Origin of the sequence: Sedimentibacter hydroxybenzoicus DSM 7310 (genome assembly GCF_013403245.1) — a bacterium.
GTDB classification, from domain to species: domain Bacteria; phylum Bacillota; class Clostridia; order Tissierellales; family Sedimentibacteraceae; genus Sedimentibacter; species Sedimentibacter hydroxybenzoicus.
Genome location: NZ_JACBNQ010000007.1, coordinates 1 through 15,981 on the forward strand (window position 1 = coordinate 1; position 15,981 = coordinate 15,981).

A 15,981-nucleotide genomic window follows, 5' to 3' on the forward strand; every position below is an offset into this window, starting at 1 on the left:
CTTGAACTGGATCATATTTTTTTAAATTTAATCTTTCAATAGTTTAATTGTGAAACTCATTCATGCGTTTGTCGTGGTTAATATTCATATTTATATTGTAATTGATGTCAAAAAGATGTATAATTTAAAGGATTTTGAATATACGGAGGGACTTATGAAGAAGATACTTGCCGTCTTAGTGATATTGGCTGTAATTATAACTTATTTTTTTGCTAAAAATTATATTGATGATAATTTACAGGCAGTTGACAATACTGACGATACTAAAATTGTTGTGGAAATACCCGCGGGCAGCTCTACAAATCATATAGCTGATATACTTTATGAAAATGAATTAATAAAAGATGCACGTATTTTTAAATATTATGCAAAAAAAATTGATGCTGATTCAAAATTAAAAGCAGGCAGTTTTGTATTATCCAAGAATATGAATGCGGAAGAGTTATTAAATGCATTAATAGGCGGAGGAAGCTCCGGTAATACTTTAAATATTACGATTATTGAGGGTCTGACATTAGAAGAAACTGCGAAGGAAATTTCAGAGCAAATGGATTTAAACTATGACAGATTAGTGGAAATTATGAATGATGGTCAAATGTTCAAGGATGATATGGAATTTTTGAAGGATTATCCTTACATTGATAGCCTTCAGGGATATCTTATGCCTGAAACGTACAATGTCTATATAAATTCAAGCGAAGAAGATGTAGTAAGAGTACTTTTAAATCAGTTTGATAAGTTTTATGTTGATGAAATAAAACCAAGGTTAGCTGACAGCGAACTGAGCTTTGAAGAGCTTATAAATCTTGCAAGCATTGTCGAAAAGGAAGCATTGCTTGACGAGGAAAGAGATGAGGTCGCAGCAGTATTTTTGAACAGAATTGATATCAATATGAAGCTTCAGTCATGTGCAACAGTAAATTACGCACACGGTGAATGGAAGGAAAGATTAACGTATGAGGATATAGCGATTGATTCCCCTTATAACACATATGTAGTTGAAGGATTGCCTCCTACACCGATTAATTCACCCGGGAAGGTTTCAATTATCGCTTCACTTGAACCGGCCGATGTTGATTATTTATTCTTCGTTGCAAAGGGAGATGGTTCCCATTATTTTTCCAGAAGTTATGATGAACATATAGAAGCGGCAGGGGAGTATTTAGATTAAAGGTAGACTATGGATAATATTAACAGAGAATATATTGACAGCTATATAAATTCTCTTATATTAGATGAGGATGAAAAGCTTACGGCATTCAGAAACGAATGTCAGGAAAGAAACCTTCCAATCATTCATAAGGAAGTCGGACAATTTATAAAGCTTATGATAAAGCAATCAAATGTAAAAAGTATATTGGAGATTGGCACAAATGTGGGATACTCCTCTATATTTTTTAGTCATGTCATGAATTTAGAAGGTAAAGTTGTAACATTGGAAAGAAGTGAAAAATTTTATCAGGAAGCTGTAAACAATATTAAAAATTTTAATCTTGACAAAAACATTGAAGTTCATTTCGGTGATGCAACAGAGATTTTAGATACAATAGAAGGAAGCTTTGACATGGCTTTTATCGATGCGGCTAAAAGCTATTACAAATTGTTTTTTGATAAAGCCTGTGAAAGGATGAAATCAGGCGGCATTATAATATCAGATAACGTATTGTATCAAGGTATGATTGCATCAGATGAACTGGTTGTTAGAAGAAAGAAAACTTTAGTGAGAAATTTAAGAAATTATCTTGAGTATATATCACATGACGACAGATTTATTACTTCCGTTCTTCCCTTGGGAGACGGTCTGGCCGTTACATTGTTAAAATAAAGGAGAAAGTATGTTACCAAAGTTATTAGCACCTGCAGGCAATATGGATAAATTGATTATGGCCGTTGAATATGGAGCAGATGAAATATATTTTGCCGGCAAATCAATGGGAATGAGAGCAGGAGGCAAGAATTTTTCTCAAAAGGAATTAGAGGAAGGCATTGAATACTGCCATAAGCACGGGAGAAAATCAAATATTACCGTAAATATAGTTCCTCATAATGATGACTTAATAGGAATTGAAGAATATCTGAAATATTTGCAGAAAATTGGGGCAGATGCATTGATAGTCGCAGATCCCGGACTGATTGATATAGTAAAACAAACTGTTCCCGACATGAGAATTCATTTATCAACACAGGCAAACACAACAAATTATCACACGGCAAATTTCTGGTACAGACAGGGAGTTAACAGAATCGTGTTAGCCCGTGAGCTTACATTTAAGGAAATAGAAGAAATAGTAAAAAAATCGCCTAAGGATTTAGAATTTGAAACATTCGTACATGGAGCGATGTGTATATCATATTCCGGCAGATGCCTGCTGAGCAGCTTTATGACGGGCAGATTTTCAAATAAAGGTGATTGTGCACAGGCCTGCAGGTGGAAATATAACATAGTTGAAGAAAAAAGACCCGGTGAATATTATCCCATAGAAGAAAATGATGAAGGAACATTTATTATGAATTCCAAGGATATGTGCATGGTTGAGCATCTGGACAGATTTAAGGAAATAGGTATTAAGGCGCTAAAAATAGAAGGCAGAAATAAAAGTGAATACTACACGGCAATTGCTGTACGTTCCTACAGAAACGCTTTGGATGAGCTGGAAAAACCCCGTGAAGAAAGAAATACAGTCTATTGGAAGGAAGAGCTTGAAAAATCATCCCACAGGGATTTCTCTTATGGATTCTTCTTCGGCAACCCGTATAAGGACGGACAGCTTTACAACACTTCAAGCAGCTATATAAGAACATATGATGTTGTAGGTATCATAAGATCCTATGATAAGGGAACAAAGACGGCTCTCATAGAACAAAGAAATAAGTTCAGCGAGGGAGATCTGTTGGAGTGCTTCGGACCCAAGGGCAGACACTTCGAAGTTATTGCAAAAAATATGCAGGATGAAGCAGGCAATAAAATAGATTCAGCGCCTCACCCTCAGCAAATGATAAAAATAGAAATGAATGAGGAAGTAGAACCATACTTCATCCTGAGAAAAAAAGTCGACTAAAAAATTAGGGATGATTCGTTGTATATAAAACGAATCGTCCCTTTAAATTTCAAGGGTTTAAACAAAATCTTTGAAATGCAATGAAAAATATGGTAAAATGTATAAAGAAGATATGTAAAACAATTTTGGAGGTTGTAATGAAAAATAATAAGATTAAACTTACAAAAGAAAAAAGAGAATATATGACTTCGTCCATAAAGAATTATTTTTTGAATGAAAGAGATGAGGATTTAGGAGACTTAGCTTCAGGCATGATTTTGGATTTTTTCATAGATGAGTTGGCAACAGAATTCTATAACCAAGGTATATATGATTCATATGTATATATGAATGACAGATGTGAAGACCTGCTGTCTATTCAGAAATAAAGACTATAAAGCTGGAAGGGCGAGGGCGTATAAATGAGTTATGGCAACAGACTTTTCTATCGAAGGGATATATATAATTTAAAGGATACAGATGAGCTTTTTTTTCGTGCAATTGTAGATAATGTAAAACATCACATGGACAAATGTCCTGATTATGCAAGTATATTATATCAACAGGGATTTTCTATAGAGGATCTGAAATCCATAGAGGATATATATAAAATTCCGGTTATACCAACTTTGTTTTTAAAAAATCATACCCTTTATTCGTCAAAGTCAAAGCATCTCATGTTTAAATCCACCACCTCAGGCACAAGTGGAAAGGTCAGTGAAATGGCACTTGATTTAACATCCTCATGGCGCGGTCTGGGTATGATACTTGGAACGTTTTTTACCCATAGACTGCTTTCTGTGCGCCCCACTAATTATGTAGTTTTGGGATATCAGCCGGCTAAGAGGAACAAAATGGGGGCAGTTAAAACCGCTTATGCTATTACATATACGGCTCCCGCAGTTCATAAAGAATATGCCCTGAAGGATACGGGAACAGAATATGTTCTCAATATGGAAGGGATTAAAAATGCTTTGATTAAATATGAAAAAAGGGGGCTACCGGTTCGATTTATGGGCTTTCCTGCATATTTTATGTTCTTATTAAAGGAACTTAATGAATCAGGTATAAAGCTTAAGCTTCATCCTAAATCTCTCATATTATTGGCAGGAGGATGGAAGAACTTTTTCACAGAGCAGGTGGATAAACCTACATTGTACGATATGTCCGAGAAAACATTGGGTCTTGGCGGAGACAGAATAAGAGAATTTTTTGGAGCCGTTGAGCATCCTATATCTTACTTTGATTGTCCCAACCATCATTTTCACGTACCCATATATTCGAGAGTAATAATCAGAGATTTAAATATGAAGCCTGTAGATTACGGTGTGCCCGGCATGTTAAATTTAATCACTCCGATGATGACGAGTATGCCATTTACAAGTGTGATGACTGATGATTTAGCCATAATGCATCCGGGAGAAGAATGCGGATGCGGTAATTCTTCTCCTTATTTTGAAATATTGGGACGTGTAGGCCTTGCAGATATAAAAACATGTGCGGCAAATGCTTCGGAGCTGTTGGATATAAAGAAGGGCGGTGCTGTATGAATTTAGTAAAAGGCAAAATTCTTGATGCAAAAGAATGTGACGACATATTGGGAAATCTTGAGCAGCATATTTTGGATACTATGTCCAAAGGTCGTCTTAATGCAGAAACAGTGATTTCCGCTTGTGATAAGGTTGTTAATACCCTTGATGAGGCTGAGTATTTAAATGTTATGAGGGAGTTAGGAATTGATGAGGCATTAGGTAAAATGTATATTGATGAATTTAAGCATGCATTCAGCAGAGAAAGTCTGATGTATCGTATGAAGGTAGAATTAGGTGACAGTTTTTCTGAAATTGTTACTTATAATCCGATGTACAAGGATTTTGCCGTAAGCAGTCAGATTTTACCCTTAGGAGTATTACTGCACGTTGCTGCCGGAAATGCTGACGGATTGCCTGCCTTTAGTGTGCTTGAGGGTTTGCTGACCGGGAATATAAATATTTTAAAATTACCGGCAGCAGAGGGAGGTATATCTGTTCGACTATTGCTTGAGCTTATAAAGGCAGAGCCTGTTCTGGCAGAATATATTTATGTTTTTGATTATTCATCAAAGGATATAGAGCATATAGAAAGGCTTATTTCTGTTACAGATGCTGTTATCGTATGGGGAGGAAAGGAAGCGGTGTCTGCTTTCAGAAAAATGATTCCTCCTAATATTAAGCTGATTGAATGGGGTCACAAAATAAGCTTTGCTTATGTTACAAAGCAGGGTATTACTACGGAAGGACTTAAGGGGCTTGCGAAAAATATTGCCGATACGGGACAGCTGTTGTGCAGCTCTATTCAGGGAATTTTTGTAGATACAGATAATATGGAAGAAGTATATGAATTTTGCAATAAGTTTTTGCCTGTCTTAAACAACGAAATAGCTAATCGTCCTGTGAAAGCAGGGATAGGCATAAAGTCTCAGGTTGCGCTCCGATTGTATGCAGAGGAGCTTGAGGGCATTTATAAAAACAATAGAATATTCAGGGGAGATAGTTGCAGCTTGATTGCATATACGGATAAAATAATGGATACATCTATTCAATTTGGTAATGCATGGGTGAGACCCTTGCGCCAGTCAGAAATGCTTTCGGCACTGCGCCCGTATAAAAATTATCTTCAAACTGTTGGATTGCTTTGCGGACCTCACGAAGTGCAGCTTCTTACGGATATACTTTTCAAAACGGGAGTTGTCAGAGTGTGCAAAGGGGAAAATATGTCCATAGATTACACCGGCATTCCTCATGATGGCGAATATCCTTTGAGGAGATACACAAAAATTGTACATACCGAGAAAGACTAAGGACGTTGAAAGTATAATTCTTATGACATATTGAATACTTATCTTAACAGTTAAGGAGGATTGCTTTGGATAGAACTGAGTTTAAAGATACTAATATAGAAAATATAAGTAAATTAAGATACGACTACATAGATGAAATAGCTGTCCAGGTACAAGACTATGTTGAGGAAGGCATTACCACATATAATGGGAAGTGCATCCGTATGTCAGACGGAGAAAAGGAAATCGGGTATGTTTGTATCGGAACTTATGATTATTATAAAGATATTATACTAGAGTACTATGTGATACCAGAATATAGGAGTTTTTCAGCAAAAATAGTAAATAGTATAAAAAATAATTTTAATTGTACAGGATGGCTTGTGAATACACAAGATAAAATTTCCCTTCCGGTGATGATTGAATTGAACTTAAATTATGTTATAAATGGATATATCTTTTCCTACAATATAGCAAATATAGAAGAGTTATCTGAAAATAACAAGATAATATTTTCTTTATCAAAGGTTGAAGAGATTGAACATATATACAACATAATTACACAGAACAATTTTTATACTGGAGGAGATAAAGATACAGTTACAAAAAGAATAAAAGAAGAGATGTTTTTTTCCTTTTATTACGACGAGAAACTTGTAGGAGTAGGCTTTAAAGATATATTGAAAAGAACTCCTAAGTTTGCAGATATTGGTATGGTTGTAGATTCTAAGTTTAGGAAAAGAGGCTTTGGAACACTCATACTAAAGCAATTGATAAAAGAATGCATAGAATCTCAAGTTATTCCAACAGCTTGTTGTGAAAAGAATAATTTCATTTCTAGAAAAGCTTTGGAGAAGGTTGGATTTTATATTGATGGATGTTTGTTATTAACAGATTTTAACTAAACGTATTGGGCAAATACAGAGGGGACGGTTCTGGTTGACTTCTTTAGAAGTCAACCAGAACCGTCCCCTCTGGCTGTTTTTGTTTATGTACCTACGTTTGATACCAAGGCGTCGTATAATTTTTTTAATGCCTTTTTTTCTATTCTTGATACGTATGAACGTGAAATGCCAAGAAGCTTTGCAATTTCTCTCTGAGTTTTATGCTCATGATTTCTTATTCCGTATCTCATTTCTATTATTGTTTTTTCTCTTTTCTGAAGAGTTTTATCTAATATTTCATCTAATGCTTTTATTTTTTCTTCCTTATCCAATCTGCCTATAATTTCTTCGCCCTCGTATTTTATAATATCAATAAGGTATATATTGTTTCCTTCTTTATCGGTGCCTAATGGGCCTTGAAGAGAAATTTCTTTTTTTAGTTTCTTGTCGCTTCTGATTGTCATCAGTACCTCGTTGTCGATGCACTTTGCAGCATAAGTAGCAAGACGGATGCCTTTATTGTCATCGAATGTTGATACGGCTTTGATCAGTCCGATTGTACCGATTGAAATTAAATCTTCCTGATCAATGCCGACAGTCTTATATTTTTTTATAACATGGGCAACCAATCTGAGATTTCGTTCTATAAGTACATTACGTGCATCCATGTCTCCTTCCTTAGATTTTCGAATTAACTCGGATTCTTCATCTTTGCCTAAGGGCTGCGGAAAGGAACTTCCATTAGTTATGTAACCGAAAATAAAAATAGATAGTGGAAATAAAAGCTGCAATAAATTTTCAATCAAAAAAACCACCCCCCGGAGTTATACATTATATGCAAGATTTCCGGAAAATTGTTTGTACACTTTTAATTATGTAAAAATAATTACTAAGCTTAATATCAGTTAGATTTAATTAAAATATTTATTGGGAAATACATAAAATCTGATAAAATTCGACTCGTGTTGTTTATCGTGAACAAAGTGGCAGTAAAATAAACATGGGGTCTGATGTCCCCATGTTTATTTTCCGTTAATTATCTTCTGCTCATATTATTCCTTGTATTGTCAGTGTTACGGTTTTGCGGATTATTGTTCATATTGTTGTTTGGTTGAGTATTGTTCATGCCGTTGCAGTTCATACGTCTCATTAAGTCCATAAGCTGTTCGCAGGTTAATTGTTCAGGCATTTGCGGAATCCCCGGCATCTGTGGCATTTCGGGAGTTTGTGGGGCAGCTGGCGCCTGAGGAGTTCCCGGTGTTTGCGGAGCGATTGGCATCTGCGGCATACCGTTCTGTGGCATCCCAGGCATCCCAGGCATCCCCGGCATACCGTTCTGTGGCATTTCCGGCATCTGCGGCATTGTTGGGATTTGTGGTGTAGTCGGTGCCTGAGGAGTTCCCGGTGTTTGCGGAGCAATTGGCAGACCATTTTGCGGCATCCCCGGTAGACCTGGCGTTATTGGCATTTGAGGGAATGGGAATCCTGGAATACCCGGAAATAAGTTCATATTTTCCAGTAAATCCGGAGATATAGGCATTGCAGGTATATCGCCATCAGGCAATGCTGTATCAGGGAGCATAAAATCATTAGGTAACGGACCCGTCGGCATTTGATTTGCTCTTATCGGCATGTATGATACGTGTGGGTTACAGTTGTAGGGCATTGAATCATAATGTGGCCAGTTATTTCTATTATTTGAATAAATCATATAATCCTCCATATATAAAATTCTTATAATTAATATACGTATTAAAATCATATTAGTGAATTAAAATAGTAAATGTTTCTTTACTAATTTCATAACATCATTTACAATATAAATATGAAAAAATGGTTTTAGTCCAAAAATAAGGAGATTAAGCTATGATAAATTTATTGCTTGTAACACATGGAAATTTTGGAAAGGAATTATTGAGAAGTTCAGAACTGATTATAGGAAATATAGAGAATGCAGAGAGTATATCTTTTGAATATGGGAATAGCTTTGAAGAACTTTTAAATAAAGTGGGAGAGGCAGTTGAAAGATTATCCAAGGATGATTTGATAATTTTTACCGATATGTACGGCGGAAGTCCTTTTAATGCGGTGGCAAGAGTGTCTAATAACAGAAATTTTTATCATATAACAGGAATTAACTTTCCGTTGTTTATCGATATAGCCGTAAACAGAGATACATACAGTTTAGAAGATATAGCAGAGAAAATTATAAAAAACGGTAAAAAAAGCATAGTCTTTGTCAATGAGAAGTTTTTAGCTGATTAGTGGAGGAATAATGAAAAAAATTGTTTTAACAAGGGTAGATGACCGCTTGCTTCACGGACAGGTGGTCGTATCATGGATACCTTATCTTAAGGCAAATGAAGTGATTGTTGTTGATGATGAATTGGCACGTGATGAATTTATGTCACTTTTAATAAAAAATGCAGAACCGGAAAATGTAAGTGTGAATATATTTACGGTTGAAGAGGCAGCAAACTATTTAAAAGGCGAAGATACCGGTTCAAAAATACTGATTTTAATTAAAAATATAGAATACATAGAAAAGCTTTTGGAATTTAATATAGCATTGAATCAGATTAATATAGGCAATCTTGGCAGCAATTCAAAAAGAAAAAAGTATTATAATTCTGTTTATTTAAGTGACGAGGAATTAAATATGCTCCAAAGCATTGCGAAAAAAACAGAGGTTGAAATAAGAATGCTGCCGAAGGATAAAGAAATTAAGTTAGATAAGGTAAATAAATGAGCTATTTAGAGTGCTTTTTAATTAGCATATTATATTTTTGGGGAAGCAGCACGGCTCTGTCTTTTGGAGTCGGGTACTTTACATTGTACAGACCGGTAATATCGGGATTGCTGACAGGATTTATTTTGGGAGACCCGTCTGCCGGTATGTCGACCGGTGCAGTTGTCAATTTAATTTATATGAATTTTGTATCAACAGGCGGCTCTTTTAAGGGAGATCAAATGCTTACCGCAATTATTTCCGCTGTAGCTGCCATAACATTAAATTTAAATATGATAGAGTCCGCAGCAATTGCTTATCCGTTTGGTTTCTTAGGAATTTTAATTTGGAAGTATCGTCTGAATATTAATTCTATATTTGTCAAGAAATTTGAACAAGAATATGAAAAGGGCAATAATCCTGAAATAAATTTATATAATGGATTCCTGCCGCAGCTTTTGTTATACATCATGAGCACGGCTGTAATTATAACAGCTCTTTTTATTATGAATTTAATCGGATCATATGCAGCAAGTCTAAATAGAATATTGCTTATTATCGGATTTGGATTAATTATATATACTTCTATCTCTTTAATTTTCAAATTAAAAGATAATAAGTTTGTATTAATTTTTGTTGGTTCATTAATAATTACGTTAATTTTCAATATTCCGTCCTATTTAATAGTTTTTACAGTGTTATTATTTTTATTTTTCTACAGGGATAAGGCTCTGATAAAAACAAGCTATGATATGCGCAAGATGAGTATTTTGAATAAAAGGGACTTGATTTATGCGTGGGTTATTTGGGCTAATTACTCACATTCATGCTACAGCTTTGAACGGTTACAGGGTCTGACATTTGCTCACAGCATGAAAAATATATTTAAAAAGCTTTATAACGATGAAAATGAAATAATGGAGGGTATACACAGGCATAGTGAGTTTTTTAATACTGAGCCGAATATAGGAACGCCCATAATCGGATATATTATTTCTCAGGAGGAACAAGCGGTCCTGAACAAAGAACAAAATTATAACATAAGCTTTGTTAAAAAAGGAATGATGGGAATAGCGGCAGGACTGGGAGATTCTTTTACTCAGGTTGTATTAACGCCCTTGTTCATTTCATTGTCGGTAGTATTGTGTACAGATGGGTATTATTCTTTGGCTGTAATACCTGTTTTAATTCTTGCTTCATTAATTTTAATAATTTCATATATCGGCTTTATGAAGGGCTATTATGAAGGTAAAGAAAGTTTGATTGAAAGAGTTAACATAGTCAAAAATAGTAAAATTAAATTGTATTTTCCGTATATTTTTTCGGGAATATTGGGAGTTTCGTTAGGAAAGCTGATACTATTTAATTATATGTATTTTTTCAGATAAAAGAATAAGATAATAAGAGGAACTTAAGATGATAAACAGAAAAGTAGGAATAATGGGTGGTTCATTTAATCCCATTCATCAGGGACATTTAGTTGTTGCCAATGAGGTTTTAAATATATATAATTTCGATGAAATTATTTTTGTTCCTGCGGGAATACCACCTCATAAAAACGGTTTAAAAACAAACCCCTGGGACAGATATATAATGACACAGATTGCAACCGTGTCAAACGATAGATTTACCGTTTCTGATATAGAAGTCAAAAGAACAGGAAAAAGCTACACATTAGAAACCTTAATGCGGCTTCAGGAAATGTATCCTGATACGGAATTTTATTTTATAACAGGTACTGATGCTATTATAGATATTCCTAATTGGCATGAACCGGAGAAACTTTTAAGCTTGTGTAAATTTATTGCCGTATCAAGACCGGGAATAGATAAAGACATTATTGAAAAGAAAATAAAAGAAATAAAAGACACGTTGAATGGACATATAGAGCTTATGCAGGTGCCCATGCTTCAGATTTCGTCCACTGATATAAGAGAAAGAATTAAAAAAGGTGTTTCCGCGAAATATTTGTTGCCGGAGACGGTGGAGCAGTACATAATAAAGAATAATCTATATAGGTGAAAGATGGATTTAAATAATTTAATTATTAAATTGAAAGACAGGTTAAGCCCAAAGCTGTTCAACCATTGCATAGGCACCATGGAAGAGGCGGAAAAGCTTAGCTTGCGTTATTCGGTTGATGTTAATAAAGCAAAGACAGCGGGACTGCTGCACGATTGCGGCAAGTCAGAAAAAGGAAAGGACAATCTGACCCATGCTGAAACAGGTGCAATTCTTGCCAAAGAAGTTTATAATGTACAGGATGAGGATATAATAAATGCAATTAAACATCATACAACCGGCAGGGAGGATATGACCACATTAGAAAAAATAATCTACATTGCCGATAAAATAGAACCCAACAGGCATTATGACGGTGTGGAAGAGCTCAGGAGGATTTCCTATGAGGATTTGGATGCAGCAATTATATTGTCTATAGAAAATACAATAGAATATGTAAAAAATATGAACATGGTACTTGACCATCAATCGTTAAATACGTTAAATTTTTTAAAGGAGAAAAGATGATAAATAAGAAAATTGAAAGTATACTTAAAGCGTGTGAAAATAAAAAGGGATACAATTTTACAGTTCTTGATGTATCAAAAACAAGCTCAATAACCGATTATTTCATTATAGTAAGCGGTAATAACGAAAGACAGACTGCGGCAATCGCTGAGGAAATAATAGAAAAGTGTGCTCAGGAAGGAATCGATTTTTATTACAAAGAGGGGTTTGATACAGGCAGATGGATATTGTTAGAAACAGATGACATAATTGTTCATATTTTTCATAGAGATGAAAGAGAAGTTTATGATCTTGAATCACTATGGTATGATAATAATTCAATAGATGTTGAACAATATGGTATAACAAATTGGAAATAGGAGGTTATTATGGCTAATACAGTAATTCAAACAAGCAATGCACCGGCAGCGGTAGGTCCTTATTCACAAGGAATAAAAGCCGGCAATACTATTTATGTATCAGGTCAGCTGCCGATGAATCCGGCAACAGGAGAGCTTTATACAGGAGGAGACATTAAGGAAGAAACAAGACTTTCTTTAATGAATGTTAAGGCTATATTGGAGGAAGCAGGTGCATCCTTAAAGGATGTTGTTAAGTGTACCGTGTTTATTAAGGATATGAATCAGTTTGGCTTAATAAATGAGATGTACGCAGAAGTGTTTGGTGACACAAAACCGGCAAGAGTTTGCGTTGAGGTTGCAAGACTGCCTAAAGACGCTAACGTAGAAATTGATGCAATAGCAGTAGTATAGTTAAGCATAAAAAATCCCTGAGTTTTCACACAGGGATTTTTTTTATTTTACTTACAGTATAAGCGACTGACACCGAATCTCACTTCCAGTATAAGCGACCGACACCAAATTAAAAATTGGGTCGTCTGCTTAAAGATTTGGGTCATCTGCTTAACCATTATATCTGCTCTTTCTTTTTTTTCTGATTAATTTAATCCTTATATCATTATAAATCTTTAATAAGAATAGCCCGGTAACAATACCGGCAATTATCATCAGAATATATTTAATAATTGTAAAGAAAATATTACCTCTTGAATTTTCAGTCAACGTACTTTTTACGGAGGTAGGAGTTATAAGATTAACGGTTCCTATCACCTTTCCGTCTGATTTGTATTCGATTTTACCAACTACATCATTTTCCTTCAAAGGTAAATTGATGTCATTGATAATAACTTTTGATTCAATTTTATTTTTTGAGTCTTTTTTAATTAACGTCGTAAAATCACTTTCTGTTATAGCTGAAATTTCTTTGCTGTCTCCGTTCTTAACCTCTATGTTCTGTACAAATGTGTTTTTGCCTATTAATGTCGTACTTTCAAATTCTTTGAATCCATAATTAAAAAGATTATGAGCATCTTGATACATTTCCAAAGATACACCGTTCATAATAACAGCTATTAAATCGGTGCCGTCCTTGCTGGCGCTGGCTACTAAGGTATTGCCTGCCTCCGGAGTGTAACCGGTCTTAATGCCTGTTGCATATTCGTATGAAGGGTCAATGTAAGCCCCATTTACATATATTTGGTTATAGCTCGTATTATGTATAAGCTTGTTCAAATTGGCAAAATATCTTGTTTCACTTTTTTTATTAGTAGGCGGTATTTCGTATCTTTCGGTGCTTACTATTTCTCTGAATGTTTCGTTTTCCATTGCATATTTTGCAATTAAAGCAAGATCCGCAGCCGTCGTATAATGATTGGGGTCATGCAAGCCGTGAGGATTTGCAAAATGCGTGTTATATGCACCAAGTTCCTTTGCGCGCTCATTCATAATCTTAACGAATTTTTCTTCGCTTCCGCCATAGTGTTTTGCCAGTGCAAGTGCAGCATCATTTGCAGAAGGCAGCATCAATGCATACAATAAATCCTTAAGAGTCAATATTTCTCCCTCTTCCAAGGCAATGTGGCTTCCTTCTATCTCATGAGGGGTATCGTCATCAATGGTTATGACGTCGGACAAATTTCCCACCTCTATTACCAAGATTGCAGTCATAATTTTTGTCAGGCTGGCAGGATACATTTTTTGGTTAGCTTTATTTTCATATAATATTGTACCCGTTTTTACATCTATCAGTATTGATGTTTGACAGATAGTATTCGGTGCAGCATAGGCAGCAGACACATTTAATAAAAATACAGAAATCAATAACAGAAAGCAAATAATTTTTTTTATCATCTGCAAACTCCTTATTTATACAAATCAAATAATAGTATAGCAGAATTATACTCTTTTGTAATTATAAATTTTGATTTTTTGCAAAAATAATGTATAATGTAATTAGTATATGTCTATTACTGTAAATACAGGAGATTTTTATGAACAATCGTATTTATACAAAAGGGCTTGCGGTTGTTTTAATCATTGCATTATTAATTATGGCTTACTTGGGGATTAAACTTTCAAGCAAGGAAAAAAATGTAGTATTTAATGAAAATATAGGTAAAGATAATGCTGAAGAAGAAAAGACTGAATGGATATTTGTTGATATTGACGGTGCCGTAAATTGCCCCGGTGTGTATGAGCTCAAGGACGGCTGCAGGGTCAACGATGCTATAGTAATGGCAGGAGGACTTACTGATAAGGCGTATACCAAGAACCTTAATAAGGCAAGGCTGCTTGTTGATGGTGAAAAAATATATGTTTTAAATAATGATGAAATAAATGAAGTTAATTCCGAAAACAGTAAATTAATCAATATAAACACTGCGTCAAAGGAAATGCTGAAGACAATTCCCGGCATAGGAGATGCCTATGCTCAAAGAATCATAGATTACAGGGACAAGAAATTCTTTGAAACAATAGAGGAAATTAAGAAGATAGACGGAATCGGTGAAAAAACATTTGAAAAAATGAAAGAGCTGATAACGATAGGAGAACAATAGGATAATAATTGTTCTGCAATTGTTAAAGAAAGAGGTGAAATTATGTCAAAAGATGAAATACGTCTTACACAGATGACAAAAGCTGCCGGCTGAGCGGCTAAAATAGGTCCTAAGACCCTTGCTCAAGTTTTGAGCAAGCTGCCAAAGTTTACTAATGATAAATTAATCGTTGGATTGGAAACATCTGATGATGCCTGTGTATACAAGATAAATGATGATATAGCCATGATACAGACGGTTGACTTTTTTACGCCTGTTGTTGATGACCCATACACCTTCGGACAGATTGCCGCGACAAATTCCCTAAGTGATATATATGCTATGGGAGGAGAGCCTGCCTTAGCTTTAAATATAATCGGGTTTCCAAATTGCCTTGATCCTGATGTTATGGCGGAAATATTAAAAGGCGGTGCATCTAAAGTTATGGAAGCAGGAGCGACAATTGCGGGCGGGCATTCCGTAGAAGACGATGAACCAAAATACGGACTATGCGTAACAGGTTTCATTCATCCTGATAAAATACTTAAAAATTACGGTGCTGAAATAAATGACGTGCTGATATTAACGAAGCCGGTGGGGACAGGAATCGTCAATACTGCTATTAAAGCTGATATGTGCTCTGATGAATCCAAAAATGAAGCAATACATATAATGAGTACTCTGAATAAATACGCAAAAAAAGTAATTGAGAATTATCCTGTAAGCTGTTGCACCGATATAACAGGCTTTGGGTTAGCGGGTCATTCTGCCGAGATGGCGGAAGCAAGCAATAAAACATTTGTTATTAACTTAAAAGATGTGCCGGTAATTAAGGATGCATTTGAATATGCTTCAATGGGGCTTGTTCCGGGAGGCTCGTACAGAAACAGGGAATATTTCGAAAATAAGGTTTCTGTAGAGGGTATAGGAGAACAGTTTATTGATTTAGCGTATGACCCTCAGACTTCGGGCGGTCTGTTGTTTGCGGTAAATGAAAAATATGCAGACAGTATAATGAAGGACTTGAAGATGAGCTTAAATACGGAGTTTGCAGTTATTGGCAGAGTTACAGAAAGAGAAGGAAATTATAATGTGATTATGCGATGATT

The 15,981-nt window shown here is 35.1% G+C and carries 19 protein-coding genes; 16 read left to right on the top strand and 3 right to left on the bottom strand.

Annotated features, from left to right (window positions below; all coding sequences use genetic code 11):
* Positions 1-154 precede the first annotated feature (154 nt).
* From mltG to HZF24_RS07675, 7 genes are all read left to right on the top strand, one after another.
* A complete protein-coding gene (gene mltG / locus HZF24_RS07645) occupies positions 155-1,171 on the top strand; it encodes an endolytic transglycosylase MltG (RefSeq protein WP_179237711.1) in 1,017 nt (338 codons plus the stop codon).
* A 9-nt stretch (positions 1,172-1,180) separates the two neighbouring features.
* Positions 1,181-1,825, top strand: a complete 645-nt coding sequence (locus HZF24_RS07650) for an O-methyltransferase (protein ID WP_179237712.1) — start codon at positions 1,181-1,183, stop codon at positions 1,823-1,825.
* A gap of 10 nt (positions 1,826-1,835) precedes the next feature.
* On the top strand, positions 1,836-3,059 hold the full coding sequence (locus tag HZF24_RS07655; protein ID WP_179237713.1) for a peptidase U32 family protein: 1,224 nt from the start codon (positions 1,836-1,838) through the stop codon (positions 3,057-3,059).
* A gap of 137 nt (positions 3,060-3,196) precedes the next feature.
* Positions 3,197-3,427, top strand: coding sequence for a DUF2164 domain-containing protein (locus HZF24_RS07660; RefSeq protein ID WP_179237714.1), 231 nt, complete (start codon positions 3,197-3,199; stop codon positions 3,425-3,427).
* A 33-nt stretch (positions 3,428-3,460) separates the two neighbouring features.
* Complete coding sequence (locus tag HZF24_RS07665) at positions 3,461-4,588, top strand: LuxE/PaaK family acyltransferase (protein ID WP_179237715.1); 1,128 nt, start codon at positions 3,461-3,463, stop codon at positions 4,586-4,588.
* Entirely contained in the window at positions 4,585-5,877 is a 1,293-nt protein-coding gene (locus HZF24_RS07670; RefSeq protein ID WP_179237716.1) for an acyl-CoA reductase, read from the top strand. The genes HZF24_RS07665 and HZF24_RS07670 overlap by 4 nt, the downstream gene beginning before the upstream one ends.
* Positions 5,878-5,942: 65 nt before the next feature.
* Complete coding sequence (locus HZF24_RS07675) at positions 5,943-6,761, top strand: GNAT family N-acetyltransferase (protein ID WP_179237717.1); 819 nt, start codon at positions 5,943-5,945, stop codon at positions 6,759-6,761.
* Between the two features lie 83 nt (positions 6,762-6,844).
* Here the strand turns inward: HZF24_RS07675 and sigK are convergent, their stop codons facing one another.
* A complete protein-coding gene (gene sigK / locus HZF24_RS07680) occupies positions 6,845-7,546 on the bottom strand; it encodes an RNA polymerase sporulation sigma factor SigK (RefSeq protein WP_179237718.1) in 702 nt (233 codons plus the stop codon).
* Positions 7,547-7,776: 230 nt separating this feature from the next.
* Positions 7,777-8,451 carry a hypothetical protein gene (locus tag HZF24_RS07685; RefSeq protein WP_179237719.1) on the bottom strand — a complete coding sequence of 225 codons (675 nt, stop codon included), beginning with the start codon at positions 8,449-8,451 and terminating at the stop codon, positions 7,777-7,779.
* Positions 8,452-8,606: 155 nt separating this feature from the next.
* On the opposite strand from HZF24_RS07685, the gene HZF24_RS07690 reads away from it, so the two are divergent.
* From HZF24_RS07690 to HZF24_RS07720, 7 genes are read left to right on the top strand one after another with little or no spacing between them, the layout of a single operon-like run.
* On the top strand, positions 8,607-9,005 hold the full coding sequence (locus HZF24_RS07690) for a PTS sugar transporter subunit IIA (RefSeq protein ID WP_179237720.1): 399 nt from the start codon (positions 8,607-8,609) through the stop codon (positions 9,003-9,005).
* 10 nt (positions 9,006-9,015) lie between these two features.
* On the top strand, positions 9,016-9,489 hold the full coding sequence (locus HZF24_RS07695) for a PTS sugar transporter subunit IIB (protein ID WP_179237721.1): 474 nt from the start codon (positions 9,016-9,018) through the stop codon (positions 9,487-9,489).
* A complete protein-coding gene (locus HZF24_RS07700) occupies positions 9,486-10,856 on the top strand; it encodes a PTS system mannose/fructose/sorbose family transporter subunit IID (protein ID WP_179237722.1) in 1,371 nt (456 codons plus the stop codon). The genes HZF24_RS07695 and HZF24_RS07700 overlap by 4 nt, the downstream gene beginning before the upstream one ends.
* Positions 10,857-10,884: 28 nt before the next feature.
* Complete coding sequence (gene nadD, locus HZF24_RS07705; protein ID WP_179237723.1) at positions 10,885-11,490, top strand: nicotinate-nucleotide adenylyltransferase; 606 nt, start codon at positions 10,885-10,887, stop codon at positions 11,488-11,490.
* A 3-nt stretch (positions 11,491-11,493) separates the two neighbouring features.
* Entirely contained in the window at positions 11,494-11,997 is a 504-nt protein-coding gene (yqeK, locus tag HZF24_RS07710; RefSeq protein ID WP_179237724.1) for a bis(5'-nucleosyl)-tetraphosphatase (symmetrical) YqeK, read from the top strand.
* The gene (rsfS, locus tag HZF24_RS07715; RefSeq protein WP_179237725.1) at positions 11,994-12,356 is read left to right on the top strand and encodes a ribosome silencing factor; all 363 of its coding nucleotides are present in this window, start codon (positions 11,994-11,996) and stop codon (positions 12,354-12,356) included. Before yqeK ends, rsfS begins: the two co-directional genes overlap by 4 nt.
* 9 nt (positions 12,357-12,365) lie before the next feature.
* Positions 12,366-12,749 (top strand): RidA family protein, encoded by a 384-nt coding sequence (locus HZF24_RS07720; RefSeq protein WP_179237726.1) that lies wholly within the window; start codon positions 12,366-12,368, stop codon positions 12,747-12,749.
* A 150-nt stretch (positions 12,750-12,899) separates the two neighbouring features.
* Here the strand turns inward: HZF24_RS07720 and HZF24_RS07725 are convergent, their stop codons facing one another.
* On the bottom strand, positions 12,900-14,186 hold the full coding sequence (locus tag HZF24_RS07725) for a D-alanyl-D-alanine carboxypeptidase family protein (RefSeq protein WP_179237727.1): 1,287 nt from the start codon (positions 14,184-14,186) through the stop codon (positions 12,900-12,902).
* A gap of 140 nt (positions 14,187-14,326) precedes the next feature.
* Here HZF24_RS07725 and HZF24_RS07730 point away from each other — a divergent pair, with 140 nt between their 5' ends.
* Positions 14,327-14,893: a ComEA family DNA-binding protein gene (locus HZF24_RS07730; protein ID WP_179237728.1), complete on the top strand. Its 567-nt coding sequence runs from the start codon at positions 14,327-14,329 to the stop codon at positions 14,891-14,893.
* 42 nt (positions 14,894-14,935) lie between these two features.
* Positions 14,936-15,979, top strand: coding sequence for a selenide, water dikinase SelD (gene selD, locus HZF24_RS07735; protein WP_179237729.1), 1,044 nt, complete (start codon positions 14,936-14,938; stop codon positions 15,977-15,979).
* Positions 15,980-15,981: the final 2 nt, after the last annotated feature.

Coding starts and splice junctions, on each gene's coding strand:
- HZF24_RS07695 (WP_179237721.1), top strand. CDS start 9,016: ATGAAAAAAATTGTTTTAACAAGGGTAGATGACCGCTTGCTTCACGGA.
- HZF24_RS07720 (WP_179237726.1), top strand. CDS start 12,366: ATGGCTAATACAGTAATTCAAACAAGCAATGCACCGGCAGCGGTAGGT.
- HZF24_RS07725 (WP_179237727.1), bottom strand. CDS start 14,186: ATGATAAAAAAAATTATTTGCTTTCTGTTATTGATTTCTGTATTTTTA.
- yqeK (WP_179237724.1), top strand. CDS start 11,494: ATGGATTTAAATAATTTAATTATTAAATTGAAAGACAGGTTAAGCCCA.
- HZF24_RS07650 (WP_179237712.1), top strand. CDS start 1,181: ATGGATAATATTAACAGAGAATATATTGACAGCTATATAAATTCTCTT.
- HZF24_RS07665 (WP_179237715.1), top strand. CDS start 3,461: ATGAGTTATGGCAACAGACTTTTCTATCGAAGGGATATATATAATTTA.
- HZF24_RS07685 (WP_179237719.1), bottom strand. CDS start 8,451: ATGATTTATTCAAATAATAGAAATAACTGGCCACATTATGATTCAATG.
- HZF24_RS07730 (WP_179237728.1), top strand. CDS start 14,327: ATGAACAATCGTATTTATACAAAAGGGCTTGCGGTTGTTTTAATCATT.
- mltG (WP_179237711.1), top strand. CDS start 155: ATGAAGAAGATACTTGCCGTCTTAGTGATATTGGCTGTAATTATAACT.
- HZF24_RS07700 (WP_179237722.1), top strand. CDS start 9,486: ATGAGCTATTTAGAGTGCTTTTTAATTAGCATATTATATTTTTGGGGA.
- nadD (WP_179237723.1), top strand. CDS start 10,885: ATGATAAACAGAAAAGTAGGAATAATGGGTGGTTCATTTAATCCCATT.
- HZF24_RS07690 (WP_179237720.1), top strand. CDS start 8,607: ATGATAAATTTATTGCTTGTAACACATGGAAATTTTGGAAAGGAATTA.
- HZF24_RS07670 (WP_179237716.1), top strand. CDS start 4,585: ATGAATTTAGTAAAAGGCAAAATTCTTGATGCAAAAGAATGTGACGAC.
- HZF24_RS07655 (WP_179237713.1), top strand. CDS start 1,836: ATGTTACCAAAGTTATTAGCACCTGCAGGCAATATGGATAAATTGATT.
- rsfS (WP_179237725.1), top strand. CDS start 11,994: ATGATAAATAAGAAAATTGAAAGTATACTTAAAGCGTGTGAAAATAAA.
- HZF24_RS07660 (WP_179237714.1), top strand. CDS start 3,197: ATGAAAAATAATAAGATTAAACTTACAAAAGAAAAAAGAGAATATATG.